At 38.7% G+C, this 25,442-nt stretch carries 23 protein-coding genes, 4 tRNA genes and 2 pseudogenes; 19 read left to right on the forward strand and 10 right to left on the reverse strand.

What is annotated here, in order from left to right:
- The first annotated feature begins 59 nt into the window (after positions 1 to 59).
- Positions 60 to 560: a DUF2059 domain-containing protein gene (locus MKL32_RS06005; RefSeq protein WP_005403244.1), complete on the forward strand. Its 501-nt coding sequence runs from the start codon at positions 60 to 62 to the stop codon at positions 558 to 560.
- Between the two features lie 47 nt (positions 561 to 607).
- Here MKL32_RS06005 and MKL32_RS06010 read toward each other — a convergent pair whose 3' ends face one another.
- A complete protein-coding gene (locus MKL32_RS06010; protein WP_262578888.1) occupies positions 608 to 1,780 on the reverse strand; it encodes an acyl-CoA dehydrogenase family protein in 1,173 nt (390 codons plus the stop codon).
- 184 nt (positions 1,781 to 1,964) lie between these two features.
- On the opposite strand from MKL32_RS06010, the gene MKL32_RS06015 reads away from it, so the two are divergent.
- The 7 genes from MKL32_RS06015 (at position 1,965) to MKL32_RS06045 (ending at position 10,083) form a co-directional block, all read left to right on the forward strand.
- On the forward strand, positions 1,965 to 2,222 hold the full coding sequence (locus MKL32_RS06015) for an FAD assembly factor SdhE (protein WP_004909323.1): 258 nt from the start codon (positions 1,965 to 1,967) through the stop codon (positions 2,220 to 2,222).
- Positions 2,209 to 2,604, forward strand: a complete 396-nt coding sequence (locus tag MKL32_RS06020) for a hypothetical protein (RefSeq protein WP_004909321.1) — start codon at positions 2,209 to 2,211, stop codon at positions 2,602 to 2,604. Before MKL32_RS06015 ends, MKL32_RS06020 begins: the two co-directional genes overlap by 14 nt.
- 210 nt (positions 2,605 to 2,814) lie before the next feature.
- The gene (locus MKL32_RS06025) at positions 2,815 to 3,021 is read left to right on the forward strand and encodes a hypothetical protein (protein WP_171053826.1); all 207 of its coding nucleotides are present in this window, start codon (positions 2,815 to 2,817) and stop codon (positions 3,019 to 3,021) included.
- 358 nt (positions 3,022 to 3,379) lie between these two features.
- Positions 3,380 to 4,462, forward strand: a complete 1,083-nt coding sequence (locus MKL32_RS06030; RefSeq protein WP_004964298.1) for a hypothetical protein — start codon at positions 3,380 to 3,382, stop codon at positions 4,460 to 4,462.
- Positions 4,463 to 4,550: 88 nt separating this feature from the next.
- The gene (gene rrtA / locus MKL32_RS06035; RefSeq protein ID WP_004951830.1) at positions 4,551 to 5,120 is read left to right on the forward strand and encodes a rhombosortase; all 570 of its coding nucleotides are present in this window, start codon (positions 4,551 to 4,553) and stop codon (positions 5,118 to 5,120) included.
- A gap of 153 nt (positions 5,121 to 5,273) precedes the next feature.
- Positions 5,274 to 7,484 (forward strand): TRAP transporter large permease subunit, encoded by a 2,211-nt coding sequence (locus MKL32_RS06040; RefSeq protein ID WP_270900301.1) that lies wholly within the window; start codon positions 5,274 to 5,276, stop codon positions 7,482 to 7,484.
- Positions 7,485 to 7,881: 397 nt separating this feature from the next.
- Positions 7,882 to 10,083 carry a TRAP transporter large permease subunit gene (locus MKL32_RS06045; protein ID WP_270900302.1) on the forward strand — a complete coding sequence of 734 codons (2,202 nt, stop codon included), beginning with the start codon at positions 7,882 to 7,884 and terminating at the stop codon, positions 10,081 to 10,083.
- A gap of 50 nt (positions 10,084 to 10,133) precedes the next feature.
- On the opposite strand, the gene MKL32_RS06050 is transcribed toward MKL32_RS06045, so the two are convergent.
- From MKL32_RS06050 to MKL32_RS06065, 4 genes are all read right to left on the reverse strand, one after another.
- On the reverse strand, positions 10,134 to 11,012 hold the full coding sequence (locus MKL32_RS06050) for a DMT family transporter (protein WP_026057378.1): 879 nt from the start codon (positions 11,010 to 11,012) through the stop codon (positions 10,134 to 10,136).
- Positions 11,013 to 11,208: 196 nt separating this feature from the next.
- Positions 11,209 to 11,649: a hypothetical protein gene (locus MKL32_RS06055; protein ID WP_125272814.1), complete on the reverse strand. Its 441-nt coding sequence runs from the start codon at positions 11,647 to 11,649 to the stop codon at positions 11,209 to 11,211.
- 15 nt (positions 11,650 to 11,664) lie between these two features.
- Positions 11,665 to 11,871: a YheV family putative zinc ribbon protein gene (locus MKL32_RS06060; protein WP_125272813.1), complete on the reverse strand. Its 207-nt coding sequence runs from the start codon at positions 11,869 to 11,871 to the stop codon at positions 11,665 to 11,667.
- 38 nt (positions 11,872 to 11,909) lie between these two features.
- Positions 11,910 to 13,949, reverse strand: coding sequence for a M3 family metallopeptidase (locus MKL32_RS06065; RefSeq protein WP_204379300.1), 2,040 nt, complete (start codon positions 13,947 to 13,949; stop codon positions 11,910 to 11,912).
- A 299-nt stretch (positions 13,950 to 14,248) separates the two neighbouring features.
- Between MKL32_RS06065 and MKL32_RS06070 the strand changes: the two genes are divergently transcribed.
- Positions 14,249 to 14,662 carry a putative four-helix membrane protein gene (locus MKL32_RS06070; protein WP_005403241.1) on the forward strand — a complete coding sequence of 138 codons (414 nt, stop codon included), beginning with the start codon at positions 14,249 to 14,251 and terminating at the stop codon, positions 14,660 to 14,662.
- Between the two features lie 60 nt (positions 14,663 to 14,722).
- Here the strand turns inward: MKL32_RS06070 and rnr are convergent, their stop codons facing one another.
- Entirely contained in the window at positions 14,723 to 17,164 is a 2,442-nt protein-coding gene (gene rnr, locus MKL32_RS06075) for a ribonuclease R (protein ID WP_005403240.1), read from the reverse strand.
- Positions 17,165 to 17,425: 261 nt separating this feature from the next.
- On the opposite strand from rnr, the gene MKL32_RS06080 reads away from it, so the two are divergent.
- The 3 genes from MKL32_RS06080 to MKL32_RS06090 all read left to right on the forward strand — a co-directional run bounded on the left by MKL32_RS06080 (position 17,426) and on the right by MKL32_RS06090 (position 17,725).
- A tRNA-Ser gene (locus tag MKL32_RS06080) sits at positions 17,426 to 17,515 on the forward strand.
- Positions 17,516 to 17,526: 11 nt separating this feature from the next.
- A tRNA-Arg gene (locus MKL32_RS06085) sits at positions 17,527 to 17,603 on the forward strand.
- Positions 17,604 to 17,648: 45 nt separating this feature from the next.
- Positions 17,649 to 17,725, forward strand: a tRNA-Arg gene (locus MKL32_RS06090).
- Positions 17,726 to 17,849: 124 nt separating this feature from the next.
- Here MKL32_RS06090 and MKL32_RS06095 read toward each other — a convergent pair.
- On the reverse strand, positions 17,850 to 18,365 hold the full coding sequence (locus tag MKL32_RS06095; protein ID WP_227557977.1) for a hypothetical protein: 516 nt from the start codon (positions 18,363 to 18,365) through the stop codon (positions 17,850 to 17,852).
- A 34-nt stretch (positions 18,366 to 18,399) separates the two neighbouring features.
- Between MKL32_RS06095 and MKL32_RS06100 the strand changes: the two are divergent.
- The 5 genes and pseudogenes from MKL32_RS06100 to MKL32_RS06120 all read left to right on the forward strand — a co-directional run.
- A pseudogene (locus MKL32_RS06100) lies at positions 18,400 to 18,687 on the forward strand (transposase); the annotation flags it as partial.
- A gap of 159 nt (positions 18,688 to 18,846) precedes the next feature.
- Positions 18,847 to 18,923, forward strand: a tRNA-Arg gene (locus MKL32_RS06105).
- A gap of 187 nt (positions 18,924 to 19,110) precedes the next feature.
- Entirely contained in the window at positions 19,111 to 19,608 is a 498-nt protein-coding gene (locus tag MKL32_RS06110) for a YcxB family protein (RefSeq protein ID WP_168154840.1), read from the forward strand.
- Between the two features lie 33 nt (positions 19,609 to 19,641).
- A complete protein-coding gene (locus MKL32_RS06115) occupies positions 19,642 to 20,283 on the forward strand; it encodes a fumarylacetoacetate hydrolase family protein (RefSeq protein ID WP_004909279.1) in 642 nt (213 codons plus the stop codon).
- A gap of 67 nt (positions 20,284 to 20,350) precedes the next feature.
- A pseudogene (locus MKL32_RS06120) lies at positions 20,351 to 21,247 on the forward strand (polysaccharide deacetylase family protein).
- 2 nt (positions 21,248 to 21,249) lie between these two features.
- Here MKL32_RS06120 and MKL32_RS06125 read toward each other — a convergent pair.
- Positions 21,250 to 22,050 carry an AraC family transcriptional regulator gene (locus MKL32_RS06125; protein WP_039908546.1) on the reverse strand — a complete coding sequence of 267 codons (801 nt, stop codon included), beginning with the start codon at positions 22,048 to 22,050 and terminating at the stop codon, positions 21,250 to 21,252.
- Between the two features lie 103 nt (positions 22,051 to 22,153).
- Here MKL32_RS06125 and MKL32_RS06130 point away from each other — a divergent pair, with 103 nt between their 5' ends.
- Entirely contained in the window at positions 22,154 to 23,062 is a 909-nt protein-coding gene (locus MKL32_RS06130) for a DMT family transporter (RefSeq protein ID WP_270900303.1), read from the forward strand.
- Between the two features lie 26 nt (positions 23,063 to 23,088).
- Here MKL32_RS06130 and MKL32_RS06135 read toward each other — a convergent pair whose 3' ends face one another.
- Entirely contained in the window at positions 23,089 to 24,339 is a 1,251-nt protein-coding gene (locus MKL32_RS06135) for a YihY family inner membrane protein (RefSeq protein ID WP_270900304.1), read from the reverse strand.
- 112 nt (positions 24,340 to 24,451) lie between these two features.
- Here MKL32_RS06135 and wrbA point away from each other — a divergent pair, with 112 nt between their 5' ends.
- The gene (gene wrbA / locus MKL32_RS06140; protein ID WP_125272811.1) at positions 24,452 to 25,051 is read left to right on the forward strand and encodes an NAD(P)H:quinone oxidoreductase; all 600 of its coding nucleotides are present in this window, start codon (positions 24,452 to 24,454) and stop codon (positions 25,049 to 25,051) included.
- A gap of 51 nt (positions 25,052 to 25,102) precedes the next feature.
- Here the strand turns inward: wrbA and MKL32_RS06145 are convergent.
- A partial coding sequence (locus tag MKL32_RS06145) for a transposase (RefSeq protein ID WP_270900305.1) occupies positions 25,103 to 25,442 on the reverse strand: 340 nt, incomplete at its 5' end.

A 25,442-nucleotide genomic window follows, 5' to 3' on the forward strand; every position in this document is an offset into this window, starting at 1 on the left:
TTCTGTTAAGAATTCGAGTATATTGATTCAAAATTTAAATAACGATTAAGGAAGAAATCATGAGGATAGGCTTGCTTTTAATAACTTTAATGTTAAGCACAGCGACTTTTGCAGAAGATATTAAAAAGAAAGAGACCGTTGCACAGAAGCTAGTATCCATGGACGGAACTGAGCAAGGTTTACAGAACACTGATAAAATGATTATCGAGCAAATTCGTATGCGACTGCCTAAAGATATTCCTGAGCAGTTTTATGTTGATTTGAGCAAGAATTTGAATAGCGAAAAACGAAAGCAGTTTATCGTTCAACGTTATGTGGAAACTTTTAATCAAAAAGAATTAGAAGCAGCGTTGAAATTCTATGAATCTGCTGAGGGAAAGGCTTGGGCGAAGAAAGCAAGTGGTATTGGTGGCGAGATTGCTCATTTCACAACACAAGATGCTCGAGCAGCACTGAATACTACGATGCAACAACATGCTGATCATGCCACTATAAAGAAAATCATGATGCGTATGAATCCTCAAGATGCACAACACTCAGAAAAAACACAACAGAAGTGATTTAAAAAGGGATAGCATTATCGATAGTGCTATCCCTTTAGATCTTATTATAGGGTGCGAGAAATCAGCTCTTTCATGATTTCATTGGTTCCAGCATAAATACGGTTTGCACGGTTGTCGATGTAGGCACGTGCGATTGGGTATTCAAGCATATAACCGTATCCGCCATGCAATTGTAAGCATTCATCTACAACTTTAGAGAACATGTCTGAAATTTTGTATTTGGCAGCCGCAGCAGCATCGACACCTAGACTTTCTTCTAACTGTAATTCCATGCAACGATCTAAATAGGTACGACAGAAATCAATTTCAGTTCTTAGTTCAGCTAGTTTAAAGCGAGTATTTTGGAAAGTCCCAATTGGTTTTCCAAATGCTTTACGGTCCTTAGTATATTGAACTGTATGTGCAAAAGCTGCTTCAGCACCTGCTTGGCAAATAATCGCAACTAACATACGTTCCCATGCTAATTCTTTCATGAGCATGATAAAGCCCATGCCTTCCATACCTAGTAAATTTTCTTTTGGTACGCGGACGTTGTCAAAGAAGAGTTCGCATGTATCTTGTCCTTTCATACCAATTTTGTTTAAAGGTTTACCTTTACTAAAACCTGCACGATCAGCTTCGACAATAATTAATGAAAGATTGGCTGAACCTTTGTCGCTGTTACCTGTTTTACAAACTACAATTGCCATGTCGCAAAGATAGCCATTGGTAATGAAAATTTTAGAACCATTGATAACGTATTCATCACCATCAAGTACAGCCGTTGTACGAACAGCTTGCAAATCTGAACCTGTGCCTGGTTCTGTCATAGCAATAGCTGTAACCGTTTCGCCTGATGCCATTTTTGGCAACCATTTTTGCTTCTGATCTTCATTACCAAAATTATTAATGTAATTAGCAACGATATCTGAATGTAAAGAAAAACCTGTGCTTGAATCCATCGCATATGCTTGTTCTTCTATCAGAATCATACTGTAGAGTCGATCAACACCTGAGCCACCATATTCTTCAGGCATCGTTGTGCATAACAAACCTAGCGCACCAGCTTTGTTCCATAAATCGCGATCTACGTGCTGCTGTTTCTCATAATTTTCGATATTGGGAACAACTTCTTTTTCGTAGAACTTACGAACAGTTTCACGGAATGCTTCATGGTCTGGAGTAAAAAGTTTACGTGGAAGCATGTTTGGAATTGGACGAATGGCACCTGATTGCATTTGTTATTTTTTCCCTAGTTCATTGGATTAAATGATCATCATGAAGATACAAGAAAGCTGAATTATTCAACAATGTGATCAATGCTCATTTTGATTGATGTATTTGGTCACCTTATAAAAATCTATGCGCAGATAAAACTGGATCAGGTACACTATGCTATCTTTGTTGCAAGTGGAATAAGTAATGTCTGATGAAATGACACTGGAAGAGCGCAAGGTGATTTATCGTGCACGTCGTGGGTTAAAAGAAATTGATGTGTACTTTGACCCTTATGTTAAACAATATTATTTGACTGCAGACCCAACAGAAAAAGCATTATTTGCAGAGTTGGTGGATCAAGAAGATCCTGATTTGTTGGATTGGTTCATGGAGGTGGGTGAGCCACCACGTGAAGAGTTAAAAGCATTTATTTTAAAATTAAAAAAATATGTACACGGCTAAACGTATTTTTGAGCTGCAATCTAGTCGATTTTCGCTAGGATTGCAGCTGTTTTGTTTTTTGGGTATCAATATCCTACTTTATCAATTATTGTCAGCTTTTTTATGGTTAGTGTGCTTGTTGATTATGGGATGGGCGGGCTGGTCGGCATTAAACAAACCGAAAATAAATCAAATTGAGTATCTCTGTGACGATGATTGGTCGATTCGTTTTGATGGAGTAGAGCCTAATATCGAGCAAGGAAAATTACTCAAAATTGTTGATCATCATTTATATATTGTGCTGCATTTTTCTAATATTGAATCAAAAACATGTGTAATTTGGTGGGATCAATTGTCTTTAAATCAATGGAAAATGCTCAAATTACTCTCAAAAATTGCATAATTGTTAGACAAGTCTACATTTGTATAATTAAATTAATTTAATATAAATCATTTAGATAGTGTTTTTTTACTCAAATTTAAAAACAATTGTTAGATTAAATACTCTAAAAATAATGAAAATTATGATTGTCAGACAATCTGAGCATCAAGATCGTTACCTTTTCGCTAAAGTACAAACACCAACGTAAAGTGTGGTGGAGGTCCTAAAATGATGGAAATTCCAACATGGTCGTTTCTGGTGATTGCAATCGTTTTTGCAATTGTAATAGGAAGAGCAGGAACTTTACTCAGGGAACTTCTTGAATCACATCAACGTAATGTTGCAGTGACCAAGAGAAAGAGATTGAAGGTGTCATCAATATATCACAATCCCGTTAATGCTGATGTCGAACGTCGATCTAGTATCTATCAAAAGTAGATACAAAAAGTGTAGGAGGTCTCTATGGAGATTTCAATGTGGATGTTTCTAGTAATTGCAGTCGTTATGGCGATTGTTATAGGAAGAGCTGAAACATCACTCAAGGATTACTTTCAACAAAACTAAAAGATAAAAAGTTTCAAGTTTTTACCAGTTAATAAGTAGCATGTGCTGAACCGTCGCAATGCTACTTTTTTTTGCCTAAAATTTTTGTATTTTCAACTCTCTGTCAATTCTCTTATCTGTGAATTGTGTCAGAATGCGCATGTTAAATTAGAGCAATTACTCTTTAATTCAAGTATTGCATCTGATAAGGTACGTCTAAAAGGAAAAACAAATTAATTAGAGGACAGGAAGAATGTCTAAATTCCAAAAAATGGGACAGGGTGTGGCGGTTGCGTTACTCACAACATCAATATTATCAGGGTGTTCACAAATCATTAAAACAGGGGCTAATGTCGCATTAAGTTTTAGTGAAAATCATATTGTTCCACCAATTTTGGCGATGGATGACGCCGAAATGGTGTGTAATTCAGGTAATGCCTTAACTCCAGCGGTGATGTCAACCAAGGATATGGGTGCTGATCCAACACGTATGGCGGTGTTATTGTATACCTCAGCAGGTATTTGTGCTGAAAATAAAGCCTTAGAAGCGGAACTCCGCTATTTGCGTGCTTCGAAAGCAGGTCAAGTTTCTGAAGCTCAAGATGCTCGTATTGAACAAAAACGTTGGGCGGGGATTGCTGCTGAACGTCAATATGCAGGTTATCAACTTTTTGCAAATCGTTGGGAATCAAAATATAAATATAAATTGGGTGATTCATGCCCAACAATGCGCAATGATTTAGATCAGACAGTTTACCTTTTAGGGATGGTAAGTGGTCTGCAAGCGATGACCAATGATATTAACTCTGGTGGTGCAATCAATGTACCGAAAGATATTGCGGGTATTGTAGAACGTGGTATGGCATGTCTAGATAATGAAAAGTTCTGGGGCGCTCCAATGGCGACTCGTGCTGTGATTTGGACATTATTACCAGGTGCTGGTGATGGTAAACCTGAACCTTATGCAACGATGAAAGAATCGATGCAAATTGGTGAGAAAAAAGGTGTTCGCTTAGCACATGCACTTTATGCTGTTGCTGCACAAGCAAGTGGTGATGATGCAAAACTTAGAGATGCATTCCGTTCATATGCTGCTGCAACAGGGGAAGATAAACCTGCAAACCCTCAATTTAGATTAATTGACAAAATGGCAGGTCTAATGGTTCGTGGAATTGCGGATCGTTACTGGACAGAAAATACTGGCATACGTGCTACCGATGAAGGTCTATCAACATTCTGGGATGATAAACAAGAAAGTTCTTCAGAATTAGATGAGCTATTTGATGGTGGTGGGGATGGTGCGTCTGCTCCTGCAGAAGAGACCCCACCTCAGTAACCTAGATTAAACGACCTTTTACATTATTTAAGTAGATTACTGGTTAATGTTGAATGTAAAAGGTTCGTTTTAAAAGAGGGGTACGTAAATGAAAGATCAAATATGGATACGGAAAGTCATATTGATCGCAGTATGTATTTCGATCTCTGCAAGTCTGCAAGTTTTTGCTGATCATTTCATCTATTGGAAGCCTAGTGTACTGGTCGAAGTTTGGCGTTTATGGACAGCCCATTGGGTACATGTTGGATGGATGCATTTCTTTTTGAATATGCTTGCATTTGCTTGTTTACCTTTTATTTTTCCACATGCACGTAATAGACATCTAGTTTGGTTGTTATTACTGTTACCACCATTTATCAGCCTCATTTTTTATTTTTACTTTCCTTATATTGAAGCTTATGCAGGTTTGTCAGGCGTATTGCATGGTCTTTATACAGCGGTAAGTTTGGTTTATCTAAAATATCCAAAGGAAAGAACATTCGCAATTTTAGTTTTAGTGCTCATATTTGCCAAACTTGTTTGGGAAAATACCTTTGGTCAAACAGGTACAGCACAATTAATAGGAAGTCCTGTACTAACAGAAGCACATTTGATTGGAGCAATTGGAGGTGTATTTTGTGGACTTGGTTATTTGCTATTAAAAAGGATTAAGAAATAAAAACATTAAGTCGCTTTTATACAAACTTATCAACAACTTAGACGGTTTAAATAGGGATTGGTTATCAAGAGGGTGTTATTTCTCTATCAACCATATACATCGCATGATTCAACATCTTTGGATGGATGTTGAGAACAATAAAGTGGAATAGACATGCAACATGATCAAGAGAAAAAATCTGGATTAGGTCTGCTCAGCCATATATGGACAGAGTGGATTTCGACCTTTGTCATACTTTTCTTGCTTCTAATGACATTGGTTATTGGAACAGGTGAGATGATTCATGGTCAGTTATTACGTATGGGGGAGCGCCTTTATGGTGACCCTGATACAGGAATGCAATATTCATTTCTACGTGCAGAACCAGAGAAACCAACCTGTGACAGAAATCCAAATATAGATGCACAAGTTCAAGAGCAGATGAAGATTAATGCTGCTGATGAATTTGCAAGTATGTTTGGTGTAGCTTCTGAGGCAGATGTTCGAGCTTCATTACTAGCGGCTCAGCAACAATGTGATGAGAAATACCAATTCTATGATAAGGCAATGAAGCATATCGAAGCCAATCCTAGTGTTCGTACTTATCGTAAAATTGAAACTAGTTTCTTTGGTATCTTTAAATTAGGTGCAGAGAACCGCGCGTTATTCCTCGTTATTATGGTTGTATTTGCTGCAATCAGTGCAACATTGAAAGCGCATCACATTGGTTTACGTAGTCCTACTACCAAGACAGATTTCCGTGTTTATAACATTGCGATGTTATTAGGTAATGCATTGCTGACATCATCTGTGATTAGCCAATATAAATCGGTACTAAATTCGGGTGTTCCAATTACACCAGAAATGACAGTCATTTATTGGTTATGGATGATTCTATTTGGAGTGCTGACACTCATCAGTGTATTCCAATTGATTAAACCGCCTGCTCCAAGTCGTGAAGGTGGTAATGTCGGTTTAGCCATCCTCAGTATTCCTTTATATGCCTATATGGCGATTATCACCGGGGTTGCATTTACTTTCTTCATGGATTATCCAATGGGGCAAGGTATTTATCTGGGACAGTTGGTTGAATTGTCGAATATTTTCTTGAATCTAGCCTTGTTTATTTGGGCGGGTATGTTGCTCAAGCAAACACGTATTGTTGATTTATTCCTCAATATCTTACGTCCTTGGAATCTGGCTCCAGAGACTTTAACTTGGTTGATCCTTCTTGCAGCGGCATTACCAACAGCTTATACAGGTGCATCAGGTATTTTCGTTATCGCTGCGGGTGCGATTATTTATAAAGAAGTGTGGAATGCGGGTGGACGCCGTCAGTTTGCATTAGCTGCAACAGCATTGTCTGGCTCACTTGGTGTAGTTTTACGTCCATGCTTATTGATCGTAGTAGTCGCTTCACTGAACAAAGAAGTAACGACTGATTTGCTTTATAAATACGGGATGTACACATTCCTATTAACCTCAACGTTATTCTTGGTGATTGCATTATTCTTTGCAGAACAAAAATTCCGTATTGCACCATTTAAAGTTGCATTGCCTAAATCATTACGTGCATTCGTACCTGTATCACCATACATCGTGATCTTTGTTTTGATTTGGTTATTCTACAAACATGCATTAGCAACTGATCTCAATGAATTTACTGCACCTGTAATGATGCCTGTGATTCTATTGATGATGGTATTGTTTGATAAGTTACGTAAAGAACCTGCACCGTTGGCGCCTGTTGGTCATTGGGACAGTACTTTGAATAGCTACACATTGCCTGCGGATGGTAGTCAACCTGCACCAAAAATTAATCCAGAAGATGACCCACGCAAACCAGAGCGTAACATCTCATTTGCTAAAGCATTGCATGCTTCTTCAAGTGAAACAGTAGGGCATATCGGTGCACTTGTGATTCTGATGGCGCTTTCAGTGAGTGTCGGTGGTTTCCTTGAGCAAATTCATATCATGGAAGCATTCCCGCAAGATATTAATAATATTGTTGTCGTGATTACGTTGATTGTATTATTAATGATCTTCGTTGGTATGATCATGGATCCATTTGGTGCTGTGATTCTGATCACGGCTACAGTCGCACCTGTTGCATATCAATATGGTATTGATCCTGTTCATTTCTGGATGATTGCGCTTATTGGTTTTGAGTTGGGTTACGTCACACCTCCAGTTGCGTTAAACCATCTCTTGGCTCGACAATCGATTGGTGATGCGGAAGTGGCTGAAGCAGATGCAGAAGTTCGTCATTTGTCTTTCTACTATCGATATGAACGTTGGATATTGCCTTTATTGGTGATGGTACCTGCAATCTTAATTATTGCTTACGTTCCGTATTTCTTTAAATTGTTTGGTTGGTATAACTAAACTAACAATAAAAAAAGCACCTTCGGGTGCTTTTTTTATTTCTAGATATAACTCATCAATTTTCTCTAAATAAGAAATTTGAATAAATTTGAGATAGTTAATCGTTTTAAATATTTTTGCCAAAAATTTTGCAAATCCAAGTAAAGCAGTATGCTTAGACAGTAGGTTAAATGCTTTTAATATTTTTACGGTTAAAATTATTCTTTGTTTAAATTGATAAAAAAAACTTACAAAAAAGTGATTGCAGTCATTATTTTTTAGAAAAGTTTGCTGCAAATTTAGGCGGTTTAAAAAGGGATTGGTTCCGAAGAGGGTAATTCATTTATCTATCAACCAAGGACAACGCATGATTCAACATCTTTGGATGGATGTTGAGAAAAAATAAACTGGAATACACATGCAAAATGATCAAGACAAAAAGTCTGGATTAGCTCGTTTGGGTTATATCTGGAATGATTGGATATCTACATTTATCATTCTTGCTTTGTTGCTAATGACTTTGCTTATTGGTACTGGCGAAATGATTCACGGTCAGATGCTCCGTATTGGTGAGCGTCTTTACGGTGATCAAACTACAGGAATGCAGTACTCGTATTTACGAGCTGAACCTGAAAAACCTTCTTGTGATCGACATCCTGACATCGAAGCACAAGTTCAAGCGCAAATGAAAGCAAATGCTGCGGATGAGTTTGCAAGCATGTTTGGTGCTGCTTCTGAAGCAGATGTTCGTGCATCTTTAATGGGTGCACAGCAACAGTGTGAAGAGAAATATCAATTTTACGATAAAGCTATGAAGCATTTGGAAGCACATCCAAGCATTCGTACATATCGTCAAGTTGAAACATCTTTCTTCGGTATCTTTAAGGTTGGATCGGAAAACCAGACTGTTCTTTTATTAGTTATGGTCTTATTTACGTCGATTACAGCATCTTTGCGCTACCACCATATTGGTTTACGTGCGCCAAAAAGCAAAATTGACTATCGTGTTTACTCAACTTTGATGATCCTGGGTAATGGATTATTAAGTGCTTCTGTTTGGAGCCAATATCAGTCCTTACTCAATTCTGGTGTTGAAGTTACAGCTAAAACGATGGCGATTTCATGGTTATGGATTATTTTATTCGTAGTCATGACCATTATCAGTGTATTCCAATTATTCTTGGTCCCTAAAAATGCTCAAGAAAAAGGAAATGTTGGTTTAGCATTCTTAAGCGTACCTTTATATGCCTATATGTCACTTGTGACAGGTATTGTTTTTACCTTCTTCATGGATTATCCAATGGGGCAAGGTATTTACCTCGGTATTTTGGTTGAATTCTCAGGGATTTTCTTAAACCTAGCATTGTTCATTTGGGCAGGTATGTTACTGACCCAAACGCGTGTCATGGATTTGTTCCTGAATATTTTACGTCCATGGAACTTGGCTCCAGAAACTTTAACTTGGTTAATCTTGATTGCAGCAGCGATTCCAACAGCATATACAGGTGCTTCTGGTATTTTCGTTATTGCAGCTGGTGCGATCATCTATAAAGAGGTTTGGAACTCTGGTGCACGTCGTCAATATGCCTTAGCGGTATCGGCAATGTCAGGTTCACTAGGTGTAGTGATCCGTCCTTGTTTACTTGTGATTTTGATTTCGATGCTTGATAGTCGTCATGTGACTTCAACAGAGTTATTTGATCACGGTATTTATGTCTTCTGGCTAACCGCATTTATTTTCTTAGGCGTTTCATTGATTCTTGCTGAAGAAAAATTCCGTGTGAATTCACCGAAAGTTGCTGTACCTGGTATGTTACGCGCGTGTATTCCTGTGATTCCTTATGTGATCATTGGTTTGGCCGTGGTGATGTTCTATAAGCTTGCTTTAGATACATCAATCAATGAATTTACAGCACCAATGATTCTTCCATTGGTATTAATCGCGATGATTTTGTTCGACAAATTATTTGCGGCTAAACATCCAGTACCAGTAACAGATCCTAAACATGAAGCTTTAGTTCGTGAGCATGAGAAAAAGTCTGAGTTCTTAAAGTCTCATGATCCACATGGCAGCAAAGGCTTTGGTTTTGGTGGGGCTTTACGTTTTGCAACATCAGAAACTGTAGGACATATTGGTGCATTGATCTTGTTGATGGCTCTGTCTGCAAGTGTTGGTGGTCTAATCGAACGTGCAGAAGTGGTTGAGTTATTGCCTACACACTTGGGCAATATCTATATTTCACTGGCATTTATTGCGCTTTTACTAGCAATTATTGGTATGACAACCGATCCATTCGGTGCGGTAATTCTTGTTGCTGCAACGATTGCTCCAGTGGCTTACGAGAATGGTATCCATCCAATTCACTTCTGGATGATCGTATTGGTTGCATTTGAGTTTGGTTATGTGACACCGCCTGTTGCGCTGAACCATTTGTTGACGCGACTCTCCGTCGGTGATGAAGAGGTTACGGCAGCTGATAAGGAAGCGAAAGAGAAATATACAAGTTTCTACTTCCGATATGAGCGTTGGTTATTACCTATTATCGTATTGTTCTCATCTTTAGTGTTGGTAACTTACGCACCATACATTTTCCAAATGTTTGGTTGGTATAAACACTAACTCTTATCTCCTAAAAAAGCACCTTCGGGTGCTTTTTAATTTGTGCTTTATTAGAGACTTTTTCTTTGCCTTTGACTCAAAGGACTACATAAAATAATTGCCAGTAATATTAATCCAAAACCGAATAAACTATAAAAATCAGGTGTTTCTTGCCATAGAAAGAAGCCCCAAACACCCGCAAAAATGATCGCCATATAGTTGACTGGTGCTATCTGTCCAGCTGGAGCAAGGCGATAAGCATGAGACATAAAAATTTGGCTTACATTCGCAAGTATTCCTGCTGCAATAAGAAAAAAAAGTTCTTTCAAAGCATATGGTCGCCAAACCCAAAACATCGGTATGGCTGAAAGTAAGGAGCCGATCAAGCAAAAATAAAACACGATACGTTCTGGAGGTTCAGTTTTGGTTAGTGCTCTTACGGTTACAAATGCCATTGATGCAAGTAGGCTAGATGCTATGCCTATCGCAGATACCCAATTCCACAATCCTTGATCAGGTTTTGCAACACAAAATACGCCCAAGAATCCTAATGCAGCTGCCATTAACATTGCTTTAGTAATACGTTCTTTTAAAAATAGCCAAGCAATCAATGGAATAAAAATAGGTGAGGAATACGTAAATACCATGGCATTGGACAATTTCAAATGTGCAATCGCATAGAAAAAACCATACATTGCTGCAAGCCCAACCAGACTTCGCCAAGTATGCATCCACAATTTTTCTGTTTTAACAAAGCTTGTACCTTGTTTCATAATAAATGGTAGGAAAAGCATCAACCCAACGAAATTACGGAAAAAAACAATCGTGTAATTATCTACAGTTTGAGATGCGTATCTGATGCAGATGCCCATGATGGAGAAAAGAAAAGCCGAGATGGTCAGGCAGCTAATCGCTAAGAAGAGCTTACGATTAGGTTGATTCAGCGTCATAATCATTGTGAGAGCAAGGATGCAGCTTGTATTCTAAGCCTCTGCTGCCTTTAAAGAAATGTACGATTATTATTTTCGATTGAATTATATAAAGTAGAGAGGTTAAGACCTCACATTAAGGGATGAACTAAATCAAGCATGGCCAACAAATCATCGAAGACGTTAAGGCTATAACCCATTTTAAAGCCTTACTTATTTATGATTTATTTTGTGCTGCAAGTTGAGCTTCAAGAAGCTTAATTTGATCTTCTTTCAGTTTTACTAAAGTATCAACATCAGTGTGTTGTTGCTTTAGCTCATTTTGCTGATCTTTAAGTTGTTGATGAATATCATCCAGTTTGGCAATTTCTTCTTTGGCTAAAGTGTCATTTGCAGGAATTGGATCTTTGATAATTGACTCTTCAACTAGTTGGATAGGAGCAGTAACTTCGCTTGCAGCTTGTACAGTTTCAGTTGCTTCGACCGGACGTGCTGACGGTGCAGCTTTGCTAATCGTTGGTACAGTTGGTGTAACAGTTGCTTCATGATTTTTTTGAGATAGAAACCACTGTACTGCAAAAATCAGTACCACGACGATACTGATTCCACCGATGATCATCCATAATAATTTAGAGTTTTCATTTTGATACGAGGACATCATTTTTTAACCTTTCTAGTCAAAATGACGAGGCTTGAATTGTATCACCCCAATTTCATCTGGCTCAGCGGGTTCAGCTAGTTCTACGTGAGTAGGACGCTGTTCACTATAAGCACATTCGATACATTCAATCCACTCGTCATCCACAGTGATGATCTTAACCACACGATCTAAGGCTCCACATTTTGGGCATTTAGCACCCGCGATGAACTGTCTTTTCATGTCAGTTAATTACATCCTGTGAACAATAATGACGTAGTTTAAGCGGTTTTATGCGTATTCGTCCAACCTTGATGACGTAATAATGCATCTATTCTTGGTTCTCTTTTTCGGAAATTGCGAAACGCATCAAGTGCTGTATCTTTTCCGCCAACTGCTAGAATAAACTTTCTAAATTCTTTTCCAGTCTCGGTGTTAAAAATACCTTCATTTTCGAAACGATCAAAGGCGTCGCTCGCCAAAACTTCCGCCCATTTATAAGAATAATAACCTGCCGCATAACCGCCTGCAAAAATATGGCTGAAACTGTGCTGGAAACGGTTATAAGGTACCGCAGGAACCACGGCAAATTTATCGCGAATATCGTCCAGTGTCGCTTGGATTTGCTGACTGTTTAAGGCAGGTGCCTGACGGTGAATGCTTAGGTCAAACAATGCAAATTCAATCTGACGTAATGTTTGCATGCCTGATTGGAAGAAACGCGCATTGAGTAACGCAGACAGCAATTCTTGCGGTAAAGTTTGCTTGGTTTCAGTATGTTCGCTGAGTACATCTAAACTTTCATTATCCCAAGCCCAAAATTCCATGAACTGGCTTGGTAATTCAACGGCATCCCATGCTACACCATGCGTACCTGCAACTGAGATATTATCCACTTCGGTCAGCATGTGATGTAAGCCATGACCAAATTCATGAAATAGCGTAATCACTTCATCATGAGTCAATAGAGCAGGCTGATCGCCAATCGGTGGGGTAAAGTTACACACCATATAGCAAATTGGTTTTTGTAGACCATTGGCCGTTTGCACACGAGAACGGAAACCACTCATCCATGCGCCACCGCGTTTGCCGTTACGGGCATATAAATCAAAATAGAAACCACCGACCACTTGACCTTGATCTGCAATTTCAAAATAACGTACATCATTTTGCCAAACAGGGGCTTGGCGTTCGATGATTTGAATACCATAAAGACGTTGAACGATTTGGAATAAACCATCCACAACTTTGGGTGCTGGGAAATACGGTTTAAGCGCTTCTTGAGACAAATTGAACTGTTGTTGTTTCAATTTTTCAGAATAGTAGGTTGCATCCCATGGTTTTAATTCTTCAACACCATCTTGTTGTGCAATTGCTTTCAGTTCAGCGATTTCAGCAAGGGCTGGTGTGCGGGCATGTTCTGCCAAGTCGACCAAAAACTTATCGACGGTATCAACATCAGGTGCCATTTTGCTAGCCAATGAATATTCAGCAAAATTATTGAAGCCAAGCAGTTGAGCCATTTCTTGACGCAAGCTCAGAATTTCTTCCATCACAGGAGTATTATCGAATTCAGTTTTTTCTGATTGTTCTGAGGCACGAGTCACGTAGGCTTTGTAGAGTTCCTCTCTAAGTTCTCGATCATCGGCATAGGTCATAATCGCAAAATAAGCAGGGAAGTCGAGTGTGGCAACGGCTTGCTCAAGCTCACGTTGTTGACCGTATTGCTTTAATAATTCAACACTACTTTGTGGTAGGCCTTTGAGCTGTTCCTCGGTTAATGGTTTGAAGTAGGCTTGTGTTGCATCGAGTACATGGTTAGAAAAATCTGAAGATAATTGTGATAAACGTGCTGAGATTTCGGCATAACGTTTTTTGGCTTCGCCTTCAAGAGCAACGCCTGATAGTTTGAAATCACGTAAAGCGAGTTTAATTGCACTTTGTTGTGCTTCGCTCAGCGTTTGAAATACTGCACTATCATGAATATGTTGATAAGTTTGATACAACGCCGTGTGCTGTCCAAGCTGAGTGTAGTATTCGCTTAAACTTGGTAAAAGTGCCTGATACACCTCACGGGTTTCGGCATTGTTCATGACCGCATTGAGGTGTGACAAGATTCCCCATGATTCACTCATATTATTTTCAAGCTGATCGACTTCCGCCAAGGTTGCCAGTTGGTCTTCAGGAGCTTGTGGAACTTCTTTGAGTTGATTTAAGAAGTTTTGACCATTTTGAATAGTCTGTTCAATCTGTTGTTTTAATTCTGCAAGTTGAATTTGATCAAACTGGGGAGTGGGGAGTGTCGCTTGCTGTAGTGTCATTGTATTTTTGCCATATTCATCTTTAAACATAGTTATAGATGTAGGGCTTAGCGGGGGAGAAATCAAGTGTAACTATGCTTCATCTCTTATATCTAGATTCATTTTTTATTTATAAATGCCTGTATGTGGTTTAGGATTGTGGTTTAAAATATTGATAAGCAATTATAATTTAAAAGAAATTTTATCTGCGGTGTAAATGTCTTGATGAAAGCCGATTTCTTGCTAAACTCATGATCAAAGAAAATCTAACGAAGAATTTTTTGTAGCGCGATGCGTAACTAGATAGGTTAAACCTAATCATGAGATTAAAAAATATCAGTGTTTTTTTCTTAACTTTGTGTGTTTCTGCTCACTCCAGCGCTACGATAAACAATGCGGTATATGTGGGCTCTAGGGGGATTGGAAGTCCATCTGCCAATAGTCCAGCTTCGACGTTGTTCTTTCTTGTGTGTGGTGCTGGGGCACTCTATGTCTACTATAAGTTATTCCTAAGCTGGTTTAAACGTAAGAAAAGTGGTGAAGAACCGGAACGGTTATATGGTTTTACGGACTGGGCAACCATGCTGGCAATATTTGCACTACTTGCATTGTTTGCCTCTGGACTGGTCTTTGTAATACTCAGCCTTTTTGGGGGAAGGGAGCTGGTACAACAAACCTGGTACATTATTTATCCTGGTTTTATGGGGCTGCTTTTATTGTTACATCGAACCTGATCGATAAAAAATTAAATCGGAAAAAAACAAGAGAGCCGAAGCTCCCTTATCTCTTATCCATTACTCAGCCTTTGCTTTCGCATTCGACTTTTTCTTTTTCACTTTCTTTTTGGCCTTCTCTTTCGTATCAGGTTTAGCTGAAGCCTTCTTAGCTGGCTTTTTACTATAAGAACTTGGTTTGTTCTTATCTTTTTTCTTGCGTACAGGCTTTTCGCCATCTTCACTGACTTTAGCTTTCGTCGATGAAGGTGCTTTGCCAAAGACCTCTTCAGTTGTTGACGCACCACGATTCGAGCTAGAAGGATTTGCAGTGCGAGGTGCTTTTTGACGAATCACACGACCTAAATGAGTGAGTTGTTGTACCAATTGGAAGTCGATTTTACGTTCTTCCAAATTCACACCTGCTACTTTAATTTTTACTTCATCACCGAGGCTAAATGACTGTCCACGATTCTGACCAATTAGACTTTGGCTAGCTTGATCATAGAGGAAGAAATCTTCACCCAGCTGGCTGACATGAATCATGCCATCTACATAGAGGTCTTTTAAGGTAACAAATAAGCCAAATTCTGTTACTGCACTGATGATACCGACAAATTCATCACCTAAATGCTGTTGCATATAGTGGCATTTTAACCAGGTTGTGACACTGCGTGATGCTTCATCAGCACGACGTTCAGTTTGTGAGAAATGCTCACCTGCATCATCTAGTGCTGCACCTGAAAGAGGATAAACCTTTTTATCTAGATAGGCTTTAATCGCACGATGCAACAATAAGTCTGGGTAACGACGAATTGGTGAAGTAAAGTGCGTATAGGCTTCGTATGCTAAACCGTAATGCCCAGAATTCTTGGCACCGTAATACGCTTGCATCATTGAGCGTAGTAACACGGCATGAATACTTGGCGCATCTAGACGATCTTTGGTCGCTTCAATAACACGTTGATAATCAGCCTGAGTAGGTTGTTCGGGGAATGGTAAACCAAGTAATTTTACGAAATCACGAACTTTCTGGATACGTGAAAACTCAGGAGCCTCATGTACACGGTAGAGCATTGGGATGTCATGTTCTAAAGCATATTCCGCAGCAGCGACATTGGCTAATAACATACATTCTTCAATGAGCTTATGCGCATCATTACGTGAGCGAGGCAGGATTTCTTTGATTCCACCTAACTCATCAAAAGTCATGTAGGTTTCGATGGTTTCAAATTCCATCGCATGACGCTTAGCACGTAACTCTTTGAGGGTCTGATAAAGCTGGAAAAGAGTATTTAGTGATTTATGAATAGTTTTATCTTCAGGGATAGCATCGGTTACTCCCTCAAAATATCGACCAACCTGTGTGTAAGTCAGACGCGCTTTAGAATGCATTACCGCAGGATAGAATTCATAACCTGTCACTTTTCCAGCACGAGATAACTTTAAGTCACAGACCATACATAGACGATCTACATGTGGATTTAAAGAACATAAACCATTTGATAATGCTTCAGGAAGCATCGGTAAGACAAAGTGTGGGAAATAAACTGAGGTACCGCGTTCTTCTGCTTCTTCATTTAAAGGTGAATCTAAACGAACGTAATGGCTTACGTCAGCAATCGCAACAACCACACGATAACCACCACCTGAACGTTTTTCAGCATAGACTGCATCATCAAAGTCTCGTGCATCTTCACCATCAATAGTAACTAACGGTAAGTCACGTAAATCAACACGACCTTTAATATCTTGTTCAGAAGGTTCTTTAAAGCTTTCAGCTTCTTTGATTACTGCTTCAGGAAACTCATAAGGCAAGCCAAATTCTAAAATAGTCTGCGGAATGATAATCTCTGTATCTGCTTTATCTGCCATGGATTGAACGACATGACCTGTTGCCAATTCTTCACGGGTAGGGTAGTCATCAATCGCAACACGTAGCATATCGCCAACTTTGGCATTGGCATGCTCAATTAATTCTTTTTCTAAAGTAATCGGTTGGTGCTGATTCGGATTACTCGGTTGAATAAAGTATTCACCTTCATGCTCAGCGACTTTACCAATAATCTGTTTGACACGACGTTGTACAACTTCAGTAATAAAACCCCAAGGTTTACCTTTGCGATCAACTGAAGTCTGACGCACTTTAACGCGATCGCCGTTAAAAACGAGTCTTAATTCACGTTCAGGTAATAGCACATCATCGTGTCCAGCAATATTCGCTGTACCTAAACCTTTACTATTAATATAAACCGTTGCTTCGTGTGTTGGTAAATCTGTTGCAGGTTGATATTTAAAACCATCCTTCATGAGCTGACCATCACGTACCATTGCGCTTAAGCGATGATTTAACGCATCAATACTTTTTTGATCTGGTAGGTTGAAATGATCAACAAGTTCCGCATGAGATTTTGCAGTTTGTAATTGTTCTAATGTAGTTAAAATAAGAGTTCGGCTAGGAATAGGATTATCGTAACGTTCAGCTTCTGCTTTTGCTTCGGGATCAACCCAATTATTAGTCATATCGTTCCATTTCACATCTGGCAGATCACTTTAGCATAAGTCATCCAAACTTGGACTGCACGTCAAAGATTGCAAGATTCTGTTTATGTAAATGATCTAAATAAATAAAGAGAAGACTATCTTAACAAGCGTTGGACGAAAAAATGCTGAAAAAATACAGAAATTGTTTAAAAAATATTTGATTGATTTAAAAAAGATGAAAAAAACAGGATCATCCCTTGTGTAATGTGGTTTTAGTTTGTATTATTGCGCTCGTGTTACGGTGAGATGGGTGAGTGGCTGAAACCACATCCCTGCTAAGGATGCATACGGGTAACTGTATCGAGGGTTCGAATCCCTCTCTCACCGCCACTTTACTTAAGGCGCTCATAGCTCAGCTGGATAGAGCACTTGGCTACGAACTAAGGGGTCGGGAGTTCGAATCTCTCTGAGCGCACCAAGTAAAGATTAAAGTAACACATGCCGAAATAGGCACATAAGTAATGCGCTCATAGCTCAGCTGGATAGAGCACTTGGCTACGAACTAAGGGGTCGGGAGTTCGAATCTCTCTGAGCGCACCAACTTAAACAATTAACCGCTTAATCGCGGTTTTTTTGTGCCCAAATTTTGAAGATATTTATTTTACAGTATATTTAAATAGCAAAGGCCGCTAATGATAGCGGCCTTTGTTTTCAATTTAAGCTTTTAGAATAAGCTTAATGAATGGAAGAGATTGTCTGATAGATTAGTTAACGATGTTTGTGGAGTCACAGTTTCAGTTAATGGTGCAGTTGAAGTACTTGTATCCGTAACTGAAGTAAGTGTAGATGTCGAACCTGTGATTGCAGTCAAGATACTATCAACACCGCCATCACAACCACAATCATCACCACTTTCAACGCTTAAGCTAATCAAGCTACTAATACTTTCAAACGTACTATCGCTAAATATCGCAGTAGAACTTTCTTGAACACTATCAATTACAGAGTTACCACTACTGATAATCGTTTGTGTTGGTTCTGATACTCCGAGAATAATACTTTCACTATTAAGATCAAAACCAATATCACTACAGAATCCGTCAATCGCACCTGTGATTGGATCTAGCGAATCACCGTTCAGGCTTCCACTGATTGTTTCTGTAAGATTTGTGATCTCACCTAATGCTCCACCATTCAAATCACCTGTGATGCTACCAAGTAAATCTGTAATCGTGCTCAATTATTCATCAGTGTTTGTAAATTCACTTACAGTTTCTGTGATCAATACAGATGGATGGAGAGGCTATGATGGTTTAGTTGATATTGGTTTTGACAAACATTTAAGAGTGAATCATGGGAACAACGAATTTGCATGCGGGGAGCGTCATATTAACGGCATAGAATCATTCTGGAGATATGCTAAAAAGCGACTCGTCAAGTTTAATGGAATTGACAAAAAGATGTTTTATTTGCATCTTAAAGAAACGGAGTATTGCTTCAATCATCGGAACGGTAATTTATATCTCGATTTGCTTAAATTACTCCGTAACAATCCTCTTTAACTTCCTAAGCCCCTAAATATTTAGGCGTTAAGGTTTTTAGCAATGTGTTTTTATTTGAATTTAAGATTGATAGGCGAATCTATCACCATTTGACGACGATAAGATGAAAAAACGCTTATCAATATGAAAAAAGTGCGTATAATGCCCCCTATCAAATATGCGCTCATAGCTCAGCTGGATAGAGCACTTGGCTACGAACTAAGGGGTCGGGAGTTCGAATCTCTCTGAGCGCACCAATTTGAAGAATTAACCGCTTAACAGCGGTTTTTTTGTGTCTAAAATTTATGTTATTTGCATAATAAGTTTATAAATCCAAAAACTGAATCTGTTGCAAAGTTCATAGCAAAAAAAACAACAGTGATAGTGTGCCAAAATTAATTTATGTTCTAATAGGGCACGTCTTTCAAATGTAAGAAATAAGAAATGTCTGAACAACGTCCAACACTATCACTGCGTTATTATCTCAATTTAGAAGAGTCTCAAGATGGTTTTGCTTTAGTGACTTTTGGCAAGAAAACGATCACTCGTTTTCTGACACCAGTGATTAGTATTGCAGTGATTCTATGGGGATTATATTTAGGTTTAACGGGTGTTGGTCGTTATTATGTTGCATTGGGTGTTTTTTTCTTGCTTATGCAAGGGTTAATGCGTTATTGGTTATTACCATTGCTGTTTAAACGACAATTTGTTCGTTACCAGTTTGGCAAAAGTGAACAGGGAATTGATTTATATCAAGACCAATTTGAGCTTTACGCAGCAGGGAAAAAGCAAACAGTACAATACACAGAGGTTCAATCTTTTGCGATTGGAAAGCTGACGTATATGTTGGAGTTAAAAAACCATACTGTTGTTATTGTGCCTAAACGCGCATTTACAGATTCTATTGATCAAAATAAGTTTGAAAATAGCTTTAAAAAATAAATTTTTCATCGGTTATAAAAGCAAGGAGCTTTCATGAGTACACATCCTTCAAAAATTGTTTGTGTGGGTCGAAATTATGCAGAACATGCAAAAGAATTAGGAAATGCTATTCCAGATCGCCCGATTTTATTCATGAAACCTCCAAGTAGTTTAGCTTCCTTAGAAAAAGGAATTGATTGGAATAAAGCATTGGGTGAATGTCACTACGAATGTGAAATTTGCGTACAAATTGCTCATCCACTTTCAAAAGAAACTGACATCTCAAAGGCATTAGAAGCCGTAGGTGCAATTACTTTAGGTTTGGATTTGACTCTTCGTGATCTGCAAAGTGATTTAAAAGAAAAAGGGCAGCCTTGGGAGCGAGCAAAAGCATTTGATGGCGCTTGCTTGCTTGCGGAATGGATTGAGATTGATGAAATTGGCGATTTGCAAGAGCTAGAACTTATTCTGATGATCAATGGAGTTGAACGTCAACATGGATTTAGTCGCGATATGCTATTTGATATCGGCGCTTTGTTAGTTGAGATCAATCAATCATTTAGTTTACAAACTGGTGATGTGATTATGACAGGTACTCCAGCAGGTGTAGGGGCATTGAAACCCCATGATAAATTGACAATGAAATTGATTACTCAGACTGGTGAGTATGATTGGGATACTTTTGTTAATGCATAATGCATGATCTTATGGCATTGATTTGAATGAATTAATGCCATTTTTTATATAAAGAATGAAAAATAAAATGAAACTGTGTTTTTTCCTTGTGATCTTATTGATCACAACTATCAGTCATAGCAAGCAGCTTGCTTTAAGTTTTGATGATGGGGTCAATCCTGATCTAAATCCGAATGCACAGCAAATTAATCAAAGAATTCTAGAACAACTTAAACAAAATCATATACGAAGTATTGTTTATCCAAGTGTAATTAAAATCGGTGATTATAAAGGCTTGAGTTTGGTTGCCGCATGGGGAAAGCAAGAGCATAAAATCGGTAACCACAGTGAATTGCATTCCAATTTAAATAAGGAACAGGTCACAACGCAGCAATATATTGATCAAATTTTCAGAGCCGAACAAGTATTTAAACCATTGACTGGTTGGGTTCTCAGATATCGTTATCCGTTTTTGAAAGAAGGTAATACCATAGAAAAAAGAGATGGAGTTGCGCATTATTTACAACAGCAGGGTTATGAATCAGGTGCTGTGAGTATTGATGCTAGTGACTGGTTTTATAATTTAAAATATCTTTCTTATACTAAAAATGGACAAACAGCTGAGTTTGAAAAATTAAAGAATGCTTATATTGATCATTTATTGGATCGAGCAAATTATTATGATCAATAGGCTATACAGACTGTTGGGTATTCTCCAAAGCATGTATTGCTACTTCACGTAAATGCAATCAATGCAGCATTTCTCAATGATGTAGTCGAGGCATTTAAGCTGCATCAGTGGCAATTTATAGATAGTGAAACTGCTTACCAAGATCCGATATATCGATTAAAAACAAATGTTTTGCCAGCAGGGGAAAGTATTGTTTGGTCTTTAGCTAAACAACAAGCCAAGACTCAGCTGCGTTATCCTGCTGAAGATGCGCCATATGTACTTGAGCGACTAAAACGGTTTGGTTTGGAATAAATTTAGCGTCCCTGATAGTATTTTCTAAACTGATCAGGGGTGTAATTCATCCAACGTTTAAACATATAAATAAAGGCTGATGAACTTGCATAACCTAAGTCTAGAGCAATACTTTCAATCGTGTAACCTTGATTTAATAAAGACATTGCTTTCATCACTTTTAAACGTTGTCGCCATTCGTGTAAGGACATCCCGAGTTCTTTTTGACAATGTCTCGCCAATGTTCTTTCAGTCATATTTATCATCGCTGCCAGCTCAGCTAGAGTGCTGTTGTCAGCAGGATGTAAATGTAGGTGATTTAATATTTGAGCTAATGCAGGGTGCTCTGTACTGGGTAAATAACTCCCGATGATTTCGGCATGACTTAAGGTATCAAGTAGAACATGCAATATGCGCAAATATTCCGGATCGTGATCTTTAAAAGCATATTTTTGTATATGTTCAAGTAGTGCTGGCACCAGTGGTGCGGTCAGTAAAATTCCTGCCCGTTGGGGCATTTTTTCACAAAGTGATTCATGAACATAAAGGGTGCAATGCGTTACATCATTTCGATTCACACCACTATGTTGAGTATGTGGCGGTAACCAAATCCCATACGGTGGTGGAGTGAGATAATGTACCTGATCAATATTTACTTCTAAAACACCATCAAAAGCATAGATAAACTCTCCCCAAGCATGCGCATGTTGTGGATAAACCGTTGCAGCAGGTGCATCGCGTATGCTGAGCCACAGAAGTTCAGGTATTTCGTTATAAGCAGGGAGTTCCTGAAAATCTTGAACTCGCTGTGCTGATTTTTTCATAGAAAGAATTGCCTGAAAACACACATATTTTGTCTGTTTTTCACTATATCATTAAAATACGACAGTCTTATAGTGGTTCAATATCGTGTATATGGAGCTTGCTATGGACGAGCGTATAGCCTTAGATCAGACAGCCTCAAGTCTAATGATCGTATTGTGTATGGTTTGGGGGCTACAGCAAGTTATTTTAAAAATGGCAGCTTTAGACATTAGTCCTTTGATGCAAATTGCTTTGCGATCTGGGTTAGCAGCATTACTTTTATTGCCGTTGGTGTTGCTTGATAAAAAAAGTCAATTAATGAATCCCAAGAACGTGAAAGCTGGAGCATTAGTCGCTGTTCTATTTTCTCTAGAATTCTTTTTACTCGCACAAGCACTCCAGTTGACTTCTGCTTCGCATGCAGTTGTTTTGCTTTACACAGCCCCTATCTTTGTGGCGCTAGGTTTACATTGGAAGTTACCATCTGAGCGCCTAACGTTATTGCAATGGACTGGCATTGGTATCGCTTTTATCGGCATTGTGGTGACTTTTATTCGTCCACAACAGATAGGGGTAAATACATTTCAGCAACAGATGTTATGGGGAGATTTATACGCCTTAGCTGCTGCAATTGCTTGGGCGGCCACTACAGTTACGGTACGTTTATCCTCTTTGGCTCAAGCTGCAGTCACTCAAACTTTATTTTATCAGTTGGCTGGTAGCTTTATTCTGTTGCTAGGTTTGGCATTTTTCATGGGACAAGCAGTTGTACAGTGGACACCATTAGTAATGGGGAGTTTAGCTTTTCATACTTTGATCGTGTCTTTTGCTAGTTTTTTAGCATGGTTTTGGTTATTACGAAATTATTTAGCCTCTCGACTGGGAGTGTTTTCATTCCTCACCCCTTTGTTTGGAATCATATTTGGCGTATGGCTGTTAGATGAGAATATAGAAGCAAATTTCATTTTTGGGACGGCATTGGTATTACTTGGAATTTTAGTTGTGAGTTTGCAGGGATGGTTGAGGAAATAAAAAGACCTCCGAAGAGGTCTATTCAATTATTTTTGTTCAAAAATAGTTGAAAGTGGGATGGAGAGTTTTGCTGCTAAGTAGTCATTACTTTCCACTAGCGATGGCCCAAGGCGTTCAATCCATTCATCATCTTCATGAATATTGGCAACATCATGGCGTAATGGCAATGGATACGGTAGAGCTGTAAAAAAGCTCCAAAAATCGACTTGTGCTAGATTTCGTACCAGAACATATTCGTCCGTATCGGTGCGTTTAATCAGATTTTGCTTTTCAAGCTGAAGAATGTAAGAGGGTAAACGACCAAGCTCACCACGACCAATAATATTGAGTAGCTCTTGTTCGCTAACACTTTCACCGATTTGTTGCTTACGGTAAAACAATTCTAAAATATCCAATAACATCAAAATTGGATGGCGCTTTTTTTCTTTACCAGAATGAAAGGCGGTGAGTGCATAACTCACTTCCACACCCAATAAAATGATATTCCAAGACAGATAGATCCAAAGTAGAAAAATAGGAACTGCTGCAAAAGCACCATAAACGATTTCATAGCTGGTGAAATTACTCATGATCCAGCCAAATAAACGTTTTAAAATTTCAAAAACGGTCGCGCTGAAACATGCCGCAATCACAGCTGAAAAAATTGGTACCGTCCGATTGGGGATCGTCCAATATAAAATGAAGAATCCGACAATGGTCAAAATAAAGGAAATGAGCCATAAAATTAATGCACCATCAAGCTGATAACCCGCAAAGTTATTACTTAAAACATTCATTGATGCGACAGTAGATGAAAGTACAAAAGCACTGCCTAGAATGATTGGACCTAAAGAGATAATTGTCCAATAACGCATAAAACCAACAAGACCTGTTCGAGTTTCTTTGACACGCCAGATACGATTGAAAACGGTTTCAATCGAAGACAGCATCAGTACAGTGGTGACAAAAAGAAACAGTACCCCAATCACGGTGAGGTTACTGGATTTTTCGGTAAATGCGTTCAGTGCCTTGTCAAAGGCAATGGTACTTTTTGGTAAAAAATTACTGTAAATCAATTGCTGTAGTTGTTGTCGAGCAGGCTCTAAGGCTTTAATTGAGGAGATAATGACTAAGAAAACGGTCAGCATCGGAACAACTGCAAACAAGGTGGTGTAGGTGAGTCCTCCAGCTTGTTCTCTACAGCGATCAGCTTCGAAACGCCGTAACACAAATACAATAAATTGAAACCATGTTTTTTCTAAAAAAGGCAGATTTTTTAGATAACGATTTAAGATCATGGGTTCTATCCTAGTTATTTTTAATAAAATCCTATGCATACATAGGAATTACTACCGCGAAAAGTATAAAAAATGTCGTATAGTGTTCTTTTTAACAAAATACTTGAAAGCGATGCAACCTTACGTTCTTGTTCTTTATTACAGTAAATATGGTTCAACCAAACAAATGGCACATTTGATTGCTGATGGTGTAGAAGCAACTGGGGTTAGAGCTCGTATCAGAACAGTCCCCAATCTTGCGACTGTTGTGACTCAAGCTGAAGCAAGTATCCCTAGTGAAGGCGATATATATTGTACTTTAGATGATTTAACCCACTGTTCTGGTTTGGCACTGGGTTCACCAACTCGTTTTGGAAATATGGCGAGTGAAATGAAATATTTTTGGGATCAAACGACCAGCTTGTGGTTGAATGGCGCATTACATAATAAACCTGCCTGTGTATTCACCTCTTCTGGTTCGATGCATGGTGGACAGGAAAGTACATTACTAACAATGCTGCCTCCTTTGTTTCATCACGGCATGATCATTTTAGGTCTACCTAATTCAATCCCTGCATTATCAAATACCAAAACAGGTGGAACACCTTATGGGGCGAGTCATGTTAGTGGGCCGCGTCATGATCAGAGTTTAAGCCAAGATGAAAAGCTCTTGTGTGAAGCTCAAGGTAAGCGTTTGGGTGAAGTGGTCAAGGCATTATCGGTTCAATTATAAGTTTTCAAAGTTAATAAAAAGGGAGCATTTGCCACTGCTGTCCCACAAATATCACAAGAAGAACCTCAATTGAAGTTCTTCTTGTTTTCGCCATTTTTTATCAGGCACAAAGAGTGACCTTAAAAGTTTCCTTTCAAATAAATTGACCTGAATAATTCTCAGTAAACGCTGAACACTCCATCCTTCTTGTGCCATGTGTTTAGCGAAGTTCACCAGCAAATAGGCAATTAATGCAATCCATATTTGCGTTTGTATCGCATTGCGGCTTCGACCTAGAAATGACTTCAGTTTTAAATTCTGCTTGATGGCTTTAAAGAATAACTCAATCTTCCAGCGATCTTTATAAATTGCAGCAATGGTGGATGCTGCCAGATGAAAGTTGTTGCTCAGA

The sequence above is a fragment of the Acinetobacter sp. AOR34_HL genome (assembly GCF_027854795.1).
In the GTDB taxonomy this organism is placed as follows: Bacteria; Pseudomonadota; Gammaproteobacteria; order Pseudomonadales; family Moraxellaceae; genus Acinetobacter; species Acinetobacter junii.

Excerpts from the sequence above, each read along its gene's own strand:
- MKL32_RS06025 (WP_171053826.1), top strand. The coding sequence starts at position 2,815 with ATGGAAATTCCAACATGGTCGTTTCTGGTGATTGCAATCGTTTTTGCA.
- MKL32_RS06115 (WP_004909279.1), top strand. The coding sequence starts at position 19,642 with ATGAGTACACATCCTTCAAAAATTGTTTGTGTGGGTCGAAATTATGCA.
- MKL32_RS06055 (WP_125272814.1), bottom strand. The coding sequence starts at position 11,649 with ATGTCCTCGTATCAAAATGAAAACTCTAAATTATTATGGATGATCATC.
- MKL32_RS06020 (WP_004909321.1), top strand. The coding sequence starts at position 2,209 with ATGTACACGGCTAAACGTATTTTTGAGCTGCAATCTAGTCGATTTTCG.
- rrtA (WP_004951830.1), top strand. The coding sequence starts at position 4,551 with ATGAAAGATCAAATATGGATACGGAAAGTCATATTGATCGCAGTATGT.
- MKL32_RS06065 (WP_204379300.1), bottom strand. The coding sequence starts at position 13,949 with ATGACACTACAGCAAGCGACACTCCCCACTCCCCAGTTTGATCAAATT.
- MKL32_RS06125 (WP_039908546.1), bottom strand. The coding sequence starts at position 22,050 with ATGAAAAAATCAGCACAGCGAGTTCAAGATTTTCAGGAACTCCCTGCT.
- MKL32_RS06045 (WP_270900302.1), top strand. The coding sequence starts at position 7,882 with ATGCAAAATGATCAAGACAAAAAGTCTGGATTAGCTCGTTTGGGTTAT.
- MKL32_RS06060 (WP_125272813.1), bottom strand. The coding sequence starts at position 11,871 with ATGAAAAGACAGTTCATCGCGGGTGCTAAATGCCCAAAATGTGGAGCC.
- MKL32_RS06110 (WP_168154840.1), top strand. The coding sequence starts at position 19,111 with ATGTCTGAACAACGTCCAACACTATCACTGCGTTATTATCTCAATTTA.
- MKL32_RS06005 (WP_005403244.1), top strand. The coding sequence starts at position 60 with ATGAGGATAGGCTTGCTTTTAATAACTTTAATGTTAAGCACAGCGACT.
- rnr (WP_005403240.1), bottom strand. The coding sequence starts at position 17,164 with ATGACTAATAATTGGGTTGATCCCGAAGCAAAAGCAGAAGCTGAACGT.
- MKL32_RS06010 (WP_262578888.1), bottom strand. The coding sequence starts at position 1,780 with ATGCAATCAGGTGCCATTCGTCCAATTCCAAACATGCTTCCACGTAAA.
- MKL32_RS06135 (WP_270900304.1), bottom strand. The coding sequence starts at position 24,339 with ATGATCTTAAATCGTTATCTAAAAAATCTGCCTTTTTTAGAAAAAACA.
- MKL32_RS06015 (WP_004909323.1), top strand. The coding sequence starts at position 1,965 with ATGTCTGATGAAATGACACTGGAAGAGCGCAAGGTGATTTATCGTGCA.
- MKL32_RS06070 (WP_005403241.1), top strand. The coding sequence starts at position 14,249 with ATGAGATTAAAAAATATCAGTGTTTTTTTCTTAACTTTGTGTGTTTCT.
- MKL32_RS06130 (WP_270900303.1), top strand. The coding sequence starts at position 22,154 with ATGGACGAGCGTATAGCCTTAGATCAGACAGCCTCAAGTCTAATGATC.
- MKL32_RS06050 (WP_026057378.1), bottom strand. The coding sequence starts at position 11,012 with ATGACGCTGAATCAACCTAATCGTAAGCTCTTCTTAGCGATTAGCTGC.
- wrbA (WP_125272811.1), top strand. The coding sequence starts at position 24,452 with ATGCAACCTTACGTTCTTGTTCTTTATTACAGTAAATATGGTTCAACC.
- MKL32_RS06030 (WP_004964298.1), top strand. The coding sequence starts at position 3,380 with ATGTCTAAATTCCAAAAAATGGGACAGGGTGTGGCGGTTGCGTTACTC.
- MKL32_RS06040 (WP_270900301.1), top strand. The coding sequence starts at position 5,274 with ATGCAACATGATCAAGAGAAAAAATCTGGATTAGGTCTGCTCAGCCAT.